Source organism: Mycobacterium simiae (assembly GCF_008370645.1).
Classification (GTDB): domain Bacteria; phylum Actinomycetota; class Actinomycetes; order Mycobacteriales; family Mycobacteriaceae; genus Mycobacterium; species Mycobacterium simiae_A.
The window spans coordinates 24,953-34,313 of sequence record NZ_VTZN01000037.1 but is presented as its reverse complement, the minus strand read 5'-3'; the positions used below and the strand labels follow the sequence as shown (position 1 = coordinate 34,313).

Sequence of the window (9,361 nt, the reverse complement as noted above, 5' to 3'; positions counted from 1 at the left end):
AAGTGTCAGTGGCATACGTGATCGCCGAGCCCTGCATCGACATCAAAGACAAGGCGTGCATCGAGGAATGCCCCGTCGACTGCATCTACGAGGGCGCCCGGATGCTCTACATCCACCCTGACGAATGCGTCGACTGCGGCGCGTGCGAACCGGTGTGCCCCGTGGAGTCCATCTACTATGAGGACGATTTGCCCGGCGAGTGGAGCGAGTACAGCCAGATCAACGCCGACTTCTTCGCCGAGCTCGGATCACCTGCGGGCGCCTCGAAAATCGGCATGACCGAAAATGACCCGGACGCAGTGAAGTGCATGCCCACCAAGGCGGAAGCGTAACTCGCGGGTTGGTGCGCAATCGGCGCGCTGCATAGACAGCCCTGCGCCGGACCAACGCCGCTACTGCCAAGGGGCTGAATGGATTAACCGTGCGGGGTTTCGCAACGCCCTGGCGCTCAGCGAGGTCACGGGCCAGCGCACACACAACATGTCTGCGGCCGAAGCATTGCACGCTGTGCCCAACTATTGGCGACAACCAGAGTAGTCGCGGGCAGGTAATCACAACGACCCCACGACCCGGCCGCCGCCGAAAAGGTGTTGAGCGTCAGCCAAGTATCGGGAAGCACGCTGGGTGGCTTGCTTGTCCAACCCCGTCTCGAGCCTCTTGCCCGCGTGGTCTTAGCCGTCGCCGGAGAATCGCTCCCATGCGGACTGTCGGGCGATACCAAGCGCCCTACCGATTGCGGACCAGGTCACGCCACGGCGACGAAGCTCCAGGACCCAAGATCGCAGATCGGTTTCGACTTGCCGAGCCACAATCGCCATGCGAGGGATATGGCTGAGCATCTGCTTGTCGGTCATCGACTCCCACACCGGTAGCCGAAGCTGCGCCGGCTTGTCTGCGTGCTTTTCCATGATCCCGTCGGCGACCGCGACGCATTCGTTGCAGATGTGCACGCCGGGACCCGCCACCAGCTTGTCCACCTCAGTGTTGGACTTCCCGCAAAACGAGCACCAGATTTGTGCGGCCGGTTTGACGCGAGTACACATCGCCACTCCTTTGTCAAGCCCTTCCTGACAAGGGTACGGCGTCAGGGCCATCCTGACAAGCTACTGGGAAGGCCGGCTAAGTAGGGTGGCTACATGGGCAGAGCTCAGTTCGTCCACATCCTTCGGCAAATCGGCGCGGTGGGAGTGGCAGCGGTGACGGCGACTGCCACGCTCAACGCATACAAGCCGTTGGCTCGCAAGGGCTTCCCATCGCTGTGGTCGTGGATCTTCGGCTTGGTCGTCACCGAGTTCCCGTTGCCGACCCTGGCCAGCCAGATCGGCGGGCTGGCGCTAACGGCGCGCCGCCTAACCCGGCCGGTGCGAGCGATCTCATGGCTGGTTGCGACCATCTCGGCGGTCGGGCTGCTCAACTTCAGCCGCTCAGGCCACCGAGCTAATGTTCCGCTGACCGCGGCGTTGGACAGCAGCCTGGGGACCGGTCGCCGCACCGACTCAGCCGGGCTGTGGTGTCGCCCGGCTGGCGATGGCACCGCCAAGACCCCTGGACCGCTGCGCATGCTGCGGATCTACCGCGACTACGCCCACGATGGCGACATCAGCTACGGCGAATACGGCCGGGCCAACCACCTCGACATTTGGCGACGTCCCGACCTGGATCGGTCCGGAAAAGCGCCGGTGCTTTTCCAGATTCCCGGCGGCGCCTGGACGACCGGCAACAAGCGCGGGCAGGCCCATCCCTTGATGAGCCACCTCGCCGAACTGGGCTGGGTTTGCGTGGCGATCAACTACCGCCACAGCCCGCGCAACACGTGGCCCGATCACATTATCGACGTCAAGAGCGCCCTGGCCTGGGTCAAGGCGCACATCGGCGAGTACGGCGGCGACCCTGACTTCATCGCCATCACCGGCGGATCAGCCGGCGGCCATCTGTCGTCGCTGGCAGCGTTGACGGCAAACGACCCGCAGTTCCAGCCCGGATTCGAAGATGCCGACACCCGAGTGCAGGCTGCCGTGCCGTTCTATGGTGTCTACGACTTCACCCGCTTCGACGACGCGATGCATCCGATGATGCCCGGGCTGCTGGTGAAGTCTGTGCTCAAGCAACGCCCTGCGACGAACCTGCAGCCGTTTGTCACCGCGTCACCGGTCAACCATGTTTCCGCAGCCGCGCCCCCCTTTTTCGTGCTGCATGGCCGCAACGACTCACTGGTTCCCGTCGAGCAGGCGCGTGCGTTTGTTACCAGGCTGCGGCAGGTCAGCGCCCAGCCGGTGGTCTATGCCGAACTGCCGCTGACCCAGCATGCTTTCGACATCTTCGGGTCGGTTCGAGCCGCGCATGCGGCACTCGCCGTAGAGCAGTTCCTGGCCGAGACCTACGCGACGCAACACCGATGACCGCCGCATATCTGCGATGGGCCGCCGAGGGCGTCGCCAAGCGCATGGTCGATGCATATCGAAGCACCGGAGCAGACCTACCTTTCGGGAATCCGCTGCCGTCCCATGGCTGTGCAATGGAGGGCTGGTTCTGGCGCCTCACCGATAGCGTTTTGGGGCGCGTCGTCGTGAGCCTGTGCAGCGTCAATCGCCATCCGGAGGGGAACTGGGCCACTGTCGCGGTCGCCGTGCATCCGGGCGGCATTGTGCACTCGGCGGCCTTGGACGGTGCCGAAACCGAATCCGCTCCCTTCTCCGTCCACGCCGGGACCGACCCGGCGGGCCATTTGGTGGCGGACACCGACGGGCTCCAGATCGACCTCGACGACATCCAGCTGAATCTGCGATTCGCCGATCCGTTCAAGTGGCCCAAAGCCTTTGGGGGCGGCGGACTCTTTTCGTCCGTTCCGTTTCTCAGCCAATACTGGCACCCCTACCGCTTGGGCGGAAAAGCAAGCGGCACAGTCACAGTTAGCGGTGAAACCTGGTCGTTCGACACCGCCGAGCTCTACGCCGAACGGAACTGGGGCGCGGGCTTTCCGGAGCGCTGGTGGTGGGGACAGGCGCACGATTTCGACGACGCCGACATCTCGGTCGCGTTCTCGGGTGGGCTTCTTCAGCTCGGCCCGATCCGCCACGATGTCACCGGAGTGGCCGTGCGCCTCGGTAGCGAGGTGATCCGCTTGACACCGCCGGCGTTGGTCCGATCTCAGGTTGGCGATGGGCGCTGGCGCGTGCGCGCATTCACACCGCTTTACCAGATCGCGCTTGACGGAGACGCCCCCGACCGCCATCCGCACGTCTTGCCGGTGCCACTGCCCGCGGAGCGGCGCAACGTCGACACCGACTTTGAGCACCTTGCCGGGCGGCTTCGTTGCACCGTGCGCAAGTTCGGTCGGGTGGTGTTCGACGGCACCAGCGAGCTGGCGGGTCTCGAGATCGGCAGCCGCCCGGGCCGATAGCAGCACCGAGCTGACAGACAACTGCCTACACCAGCGGAGCTTACGGTTGCGGCCAAATCGTCTGGGACTTAGCGTCCGGCCAGCCTCTCGATGTCGACGACTTGACCGCGGTTGATGCTGACCCAGTCGCGCCCGTCTAGGTAGGGGCGCAGGCTGCGGGCGATCAGCTCGGCGTCAGCAGCCGACTTGGGCCGCTGCAGCTCGTAGACGTGCGGCAATTCCGCCATACCGACGACGACATTCCACAGCTTGAGGGCATCAGAGCCAGTTGGAGGGTCCACCAGCACCGGACCGAACAAGCATTGCCCGTCGATGAACAGCGTCGGCACCCCGTATCCGCCGGCGTCGACAACTCGCCGATGTTCGGCACGGACCTCGTCGTGAGTAGTCGAATCAGCAAGGGCCGCATCGAAAATCGCCGGGTCGACACCGACGTCGCTCAGCAAGCGTCGCGCAACGGCGGGATCGTGGGGTTTGCCGCCGAGGGTATGCAGTTCACGACCGACCGCGGCGTACCACTGGTCGAGTAACGACATATCCGTTCGGCGCAGCAACGCGCCGATGCGCATCAAGGACCAACCGTAGGACCACTCCCGCTCCCAGGGATGCTTCTTCCCCTCGACCCGATTGACCTCCTCCAGGCTGAAGAATCGCCAATTGATAGTGAGTCCCAATTGCGCTCGGACGTCGCGGATCCAGACCGAAGTCTGGTAGGCAAAGGGGCACATCGGATCAAAGTGAAAATCTACGACTGAGCTCGTCACCCCTAACCTTTCGACCGCGGCTCTGGTGCTGCTAGTTAGCGTAGTGGTCTTGCTCGTAAGTTCGTCAGGGTCGTTCTGTTGGAGGCCAGCGCCCATCCGACATGCGTCGAGATCGACGTCAACACAATCCGCGCGAGAGAGGTGTGACGGTAACGTCGATCTCGGCGCCAGTCACCTGCGGAACCGCCGCTGGCCACCAGTTAGTCCGCTATTGCACTATGACTTTGGCGGTGAAGGTGCACGTGGGCGCGTTGTCACCACCGACGAAGCTGGCGTACCCGGTGGCGATGGTGGTGGAGCCGGGCTTGAGCGCCGAGAAAGTCCAGACCTCGGTACCGGGTGCTCCCATCATGTCGGTGTCGGGCCGCACATACTGGTGACTGACTTGCTTGACGATCGTGGTGTCGCCGATGGTCGTGTCCTCCGCCCAGCGGAAGGGCGTGGTGTAATTCGACCCCAACGTGACCTTCAGCGTGTCACCGACCGCTAACGTGACATCGCGTTCGATGGCGCCGTGCTTTAACACTTCCTCCATCGGCACTTCGATGCTCTTGGTAGCCGGCGGCCTCGTCTTCTTGGCACAGCCCGTGCCACCTAACACCACCGCCAAGACGAGCATCGCGACGATCGCTGTAAGTCCGGTCTTCATGAACACCACCCTTTGCTCCGGGTTCGCAGCTTAGCCCTCCACCGGCACAAGCAAGACATCAGCGCGTGGGGTTTCCGGCGCGCCGAGCGTAGCGCCACGGAGAAACTGCGCGCGACTTTTCGCCACGCCGTTACGCTCGCCGCGCACCACCGCAACAAGTGAGGCTCCGTCCGGTAGCTTCTATCCGTGTTTGGCATCATTCGGCCCTGCCGTCATCGACTTGGCACCGAGCTCACCACAGCCTGGCGCGCCCAACTGTGTGGCCTGTGCCTGGCCCTGCGCGACGACTATGGCCAGACCGCGCGAATCGCCACCAATTATGACGGCCTAGTGGTCTCCCTGCTGGTAGAAGCGCAGTTGGAGGCCTCTCCCGCGCGACGCACCGCAGGGCCATGCCCCCTGCGCGGAATGCGGCGCGCGGACGTGGCGACCGGTGAGTGCGTGCGGCTAGCTGCAGTGGTGTCCTTGGCGCTAGCGACTGCGCGGGTGCGCGATCATATTGACGACCGCGACGGCGTGGTCGGTGCGGCCGCGGTGCGCCCCGCGGCCCGGCGCATCGCCCAGCGATGGGAGCGCCAGGGCGTTAACGCCGGGCATGTTTTGGGATTCGACGCCGGCGTGCTGGTGGCCGCGATGGAGCGCCAGTCCCGCCTCGAGGCGACGGCGGGCCCGGGCAGCTCGCTATTGCTGGTGACCGAGCCCACCGAGACGGCCGTCGCTGCAGCGTTCGGCCACACTGCAGTGTTGGCCGGCCGTCCTGGCAACGAGTCGCCGCTGCGTGAGGCTGGACGGCTGTTCGGGCGGGTTGCGCATCTGCTCGATGCTGTCGAGGACTATCACGACGACGTGGCGCGCGGAAAGTGGAATCCGTTGGTAGCCACCCGGTCCTCGTTGGCGGAGGCCCGCGCCCTATGCGACGACGCGGCGCTGGGTATCGAGCTCGCCCTGGCCGATGTGGAGTTCACCGACGGACGGCTGGTCCGCCGGCTACTGACCCGCGAAGTGCGCCGCGCTATCTCCCACAGGTTTAACGGGGCCGGCACACCCCATGGGGAGCAGGAAGGCATCAACTTCGGCAATCAGGCGATGGGCGCCGGCTCCTATCCCGGCACTCCCGAGGAGCTGCCTCCCATTCCCGAGCCCGAGCGCAAACAGGGCTGCTGGAACACCTGCACCGACGCCTGCTGCTGCGACTGCGAGTGTGACTGTTGCTGCGACAGCTGCTGCGATTGCGGGGATTGCTGCGACTGCTCCTAATGGGATTAGCCTGGCCGATGGCCGCCGTGCGCGCGACTAGCCCGTACCGGAAAATGGGCTGATGTTCGGCCTCGTCGTCATCGTTGCGCTCGTCGCCGCCGTGGTCCTTGGCACCCTGCTGGGTCGGCGCTACCGCGTGGGTCCCCCCGTGTTGCTGATCCTGTTGGGCGCGCTGCTGGGTCTGATCCCGAGCTTGGGCACAGTCGAAATCGACGGAGAGATCGTCCTGCTGCTATTCCTCCCGGCGATCCTCTACTGGGAGAGTCTGAACACCAGCTTCCGCGAGATCCGTTGGAATCTAGGCGTCATCATCGCCTTCAGCGTCGGGCTGGTGATCGCCACCGCGGTCGCCGTGTCATGGACGGGGCGAGCGCTCGGCATGGAGCCACACGCAGCAGCGGTGCTGGGAGCGGTTCTCTCCCCCACTGACGCCGCCGCGGTGGCCGGCCTGGCCAAACGGCTACCGCGTCGTACCCTCACCGTGTTGAAGGGCGAGAGCCTGATCAACGACGGAACCGCGCTGGTCCTGTTCGCAGTAACCGTTGCCGTCGCCGAAGGCGCCGCCGAACTTGGTCCGGCCGCCCTCGTCGGCCGCTTCGTCCTTTCCTATCTGGGTGGCATCATCTCGGGGCTACTGGTCGGCGGGCTGGTGACGATGCTGCGCCGCAGCATCGACGCACCTCTCGAGGAGGGCGCCTTGAGCCTGCTGACGCCGTTTGCGGCGTTCTTGCTCGCTCAATCGCTGGGGTGCAGCGGCGTGGTCGCGGTTCTCGTCTCTGCTCTGGTGCTCGCCTACACCGGGCCGCGGGTGATCCGGGCGCGCTCGCGCCTGCAGACCTTCGCGTTCTGGGACATCTTGACTTTCGTCCTTAATGGGTCGTTGTGGGTGTTCGTCGGGGTTCAGATCCCTGGCGCGATTGGCCACATCTGCAGCGACCACGGCGGACTCCGACGTGCCACAGTACTGGCGCTGGCGGTGACGGGTGTGGTCATCGCCACCAGGATCATCTGGGTAGAGCTGACTAGCCTGCTGGGGTTGGCTTTGGACAAGTCCTTGCACAAGCCCACCCGCTACGTGAGTTTTCGCATGCGCAGTGTCACCAGCTGGGCCGGTTTCCGCGGCGCGGTCTCGCTGGCCGCGGCGCTGGCGGTTCCGCAGACCACACACTCCGGCGCCCCGTTCCCGGACCGCAACCTGATCATCTTCGTCGTGTCGGTCGTCATTCTCGTCACCGTTCTGGTGCAGGGCAGTTCACTACCCGCTGTGGTCCATTGGGCTCGAGTGCCTGAAGATGCCACGCACGCAGACGAATTGCAGCTGGCTCGAACTCGCAGCGCCGCGGCCGCCGGTGCGGCCTTGCCGGAAGTTGCCCGCGCGCTAGGGGTCGGTCCAGACATCGTCAAGCACCTCGGCCGGGAGTACCAAGAACGCGCTGAGCTGGTGACGGCCAATGGTGACGACGCCGCTACCGACGATCTGGCCGAGCGTAGCGATCTGATTCGCCGCGTCCGGCTGGGTGTGCTCGAGCACCAGCGCAATGCCATCACCGCGCTGCGCAACCAAAACCTTATCGACGACATCGTGCTGCGCGAAGTGCAGGCGGAGATGGATCTACAAGAAGTGCAACTTCTCGACCCGTCGGCGCGCGGTAACGAGGCAGCGCATGGCTGACGAGCACGTCGACATCGTCATTTCGGGCGCCGGGCCCAACGGGCTGATGTTGGCCTACGAACTCGCCTTGGCCGGGATCCGGCCAATTGTGCTTGACAAACTACCCGGGCCCAGTCCCGAGCCCAAAGCCAACGGCCTTGTCGGACAGATCGTTCGGATGCTGAACATGCGTGGCCTGTATCAAGAGCTCAGCGGTGACGCCGGTCGGCCCCAACCGTCAACCGGATGGATGTTCGCCGCTATGCCACTGAATCTGAATGGCCTGCGCGACAACTCCTTGTACACGATGCTCATACCCCAGCCCAGACTGGTTGAGCTGCTGCAACGGCGGGCGCGTGGCCTTGGAGTGGATGTGCGCTGGGGGCATACGCTCACCGATCTGCAGTCCCGGTCGGAATCTGTTGCGGTGGAAGTATCCGCGCCGAAACACGACTATGACATCGCGGCGAGCTATCTGGTAGGTGCCGACGGCGGCCGCAGCCTGGTGCGCAAGACGTTGGGAATCGCCTTCCCCGGGAGCACATCACCGACCATTGGCAGGCTAGCTCACGTGCATATCCCGGACGAGCTCCGCAGCGCCGAAGGCGACGTCGTAATCCCCGGGCTGGGTAGGCTTCCGCATGGCCACAGCCGCTTCGACCGCGGTGGGCTGCTTTTCGCCGATTTCGAACCAGGCCGGTCTTTGCTCGGCACCATCGAATTCGGTCCGCCTGTCGGCGACGAGCCAATGACGTTGGCCGAACTGCGTCACAGCGTTCGCCGGGTGATCGGTGTGGACATCCCGCTTACGGCACCGAAAGGCGCTGGGCCACACGCTCTTCGCCGAGTCAACGGCCAGCACACCCGCCATGCTGAGCATTACCGCCGCGGGCCGGTTTTGTTGCTCGGCGACGCTGCGCACGTGCACAGTCCGATGGGCGGCCCCGGCCTGAATCTCGGGCTGCAGGACGCGATGAACCTCGGCTGGAAGCTTGCCGCCCAGATCAATGGTTGGGCCCCGGAGGGATTGCTGGACACCTACGAGTCCGAACGCCACCCGGTGGGCCAGCGGGTGATGATGCATACGTTAGCCCAGACCGCGCTGATGGCCCCGGGACCGGAAGTCGCCGCCCTGCGTACGGTGCTGGGCGAGTTGTTCACTATCCCCGAGGTGACCAAGCAGCTGGCGGCACTGCTGGCCGGCTCGGACGTCAGCTATGACGTCGGCGACGACCACCCGCTGTCGGGACGAGTCGTGCCCGATCTGATGACGGCTGCCGGACAGCGGGTCGACGAGCTACTGCACGACGCGCGGCCAGTGCTGCTCGACCTCACCGGTGGCCTGGCAGCGGCGGTACCCGGTTGGGCCGATCGCGTCACCGTGATCCCAGCCTCGATTCCGGACCCGCCCGCCGCGGCCATGTTGATCCGCCCGGATGGCTACGTCGTCTGGGCGACCGACACATCCGGGCCGACTGCCGAGGATGGCCTGCGCGCGGCGCTGGGTCGCTGGTTCGGTTGCCAGGGGCGGTCGTCGTCAGGGTCAGCAGCGGTCTGAGCTCAACGCCACAGACCAGAAATACCGCGGGCGAGGTCGAATTCGGCGACCCAGCAACCACGTCCACGTCGCGGTGCGCGGC

The 9,361-nt window shown here is 65.1% G+C and carries 9 protein-coding genes; 6 read left to right on the top strand and 3 right to left on the bottom strand.

Annotated features, from left to right (window positions below; translation table 11 throughout):
* Positions 1-8: 8 nt before the first annotated feature.
* Entirely contained in the window at positions 9-332 is a 324-nt protein-coding gene (gene fdxA, locus F0Q45_RS08710) for a ferredoxin (RefSeq protein WP_149653563.1), read from the top strand.
* A gap of 339 nt (positions 333-671) precedes the next feature.
* On the opposite strand, the gene F0Q45_RS08705 is transcribed toward fdxA, so the two are convergent.
* On the bottom strand, positions 672-1,043 hold the full coding sequence (locus F0Q45_RS08705) for a ClpX C4-type zinc finger protein (protein WP_149653559.1): 372 nt from the start codon (positions 1,041-1,043) through the stop codon (positions 672-674).
* 93 nt (positions 1,044-1,136) lie between these two features.
* Here F0Q45_RS08705 and F0Q45_RS08700 point away from each other — a divergent pair, with 93 nt between their 5' ends.
* Positions 1,137-2,399: an alpha/beta hydrolase gene (locus F0Q45_RS08700; protein WP_149653558.1), complete on the top strand. Its 1,263-nt coding sequence runs from the start codon at positions 1,137-1,139 to the stop codon at positions 2,397-2,399.
* Positions 2,396-3,400: a tocopherol cyclase family protein gene (locus tag F0Q45_RS08695; protein ID WP_149653557.1), complete on the top strand. Its 1,005-nt coding sequence runs from the start codon at positions 2,396-2,398 to the stop codon at positions 3,398-3,400. The genes F0Q45_RS08700 and F0Q45_RS08695 overlap by 4 nt, the downstream gene beginning before the upstream one ends.
* Before the next feature lie 68 nt (positions 3,401-3,468).
* On the opposite strand, the gene F0Q45_RS08690 is transcribed toward F0Q45_RS08695, so the two are convergent.
* Positions 3,469-4,164 (bottom strand): mycothiol-dependent nitroreductase Rv2466c family protein, encoded by a 696-nt coding sequence (locus tag F0Q45_RS08690; RefSeq protein ID WP_262490921.1) that lies wholly within the window; start codon positions 4,162-4,164, stop codon positions 3,469-3,471.
* A gap of 208 nt (positions 4,165-4,372) precedes the next feature.
* A complete protein-coding gene (locus F0Q45_RS08685) occupies positions 4,373-4,813 on the bottom strand; it encodes a protease inhibitor I42 family protein (RefSeq protein WP_149653555.1) in 441 nt (146 codons plus the stop codon).
* A 186-nt stretch (positions 4,814-4,999) separates the two neighbouring features.
* On the opposite strand from F0Q45_RS08685, the gene F0Q45_RS08680 reads away from it, so the two are divergent.
* From F0Q45_RS08680 to F0Q45_RS08670, 3 genes are all read left to right on the top strand, one after another.
* Complete coding sequence (locus tag F0Q45_RS08680) at positions 5,000-6,070, top strand: DUF5685 family protein (RefSeq protein WP_149653554.1); 1,071 nt, start codon at positions 5,000-5,002, stop codon at positions 6,068-6,070.
* Between the two features lie 61 nt (positions 6,071-6,131).
* Positions 6,132-7,742, top strand: a complete 1,611-nt coding sequence (locus tag F0Q45_RS08675; RefSeq protein ID WP_149653553.1) for a Na+/H+ antiporter — start codon at positions 6,132-6,134, stop codon at positions 7,740-7,742.
* Entirely contained in the window at positions 7,735-9,279 is a 1,545-nt protein-coding gene (locus F0Q45_RS08670) for an FAD-dependent monooxygenase (protein ID WP_149653552.1), read from the top strand. Before F0Q45_RS08675 ends, F0Q45_RS08670 begins: the two co-directional genes overlap by 8 nt.
* Positions 9,280-9,361 lie beyond the last annotated feature (82 nt).

Bases quoted from the DNA above. Each gene is read 5' to 3' on its own strand.
- F0Q45_RS08705 (WP_149653559.1), bottom strand. From the start codon at position 1,043: ATGTGTACTCGCGTCAAACCGGCCGCACAAATCTGGTGCTCGTTTTGC.
- F0Q45_RS08700 (WP_149653558.1), top strand. From the start codon at position 1,137: ATGGGCAGAGCTCAGTTCGTCCACATCCTTCGGCAAATCGGCGCGGTG.
- F0Q45_RS08695 (WP_149653557.1), top strand. From the start codon at position 2,396: ATGACCGCCGCATATCTGCGATGGGCCGCCGAGGGCGTCGCCAAGCGC.
- F0Q45_RS08685 (WP_149653555.1), bottom strand. From the start codon at position 4,813: ATGAAGACCGGACTTACAGCGATCGTCGCGATGCTCGTCTTGGCGGTG.
- F0Q45_RS08675 (WP_149653553.1), top strand. From the start codon at position 6,132: ATGTTCGGCCTCGTCGTCATCGTTGCGCTCGTCGCCGCCGTGGTCCTT.
- F0Q45_RS08670 (WP_149653552.1), top strand. From the start codon at position 7,735: ATGGCTGACGAGCACGTCGACATCGTCATTTCGGGCGCCGGGCCCAAC.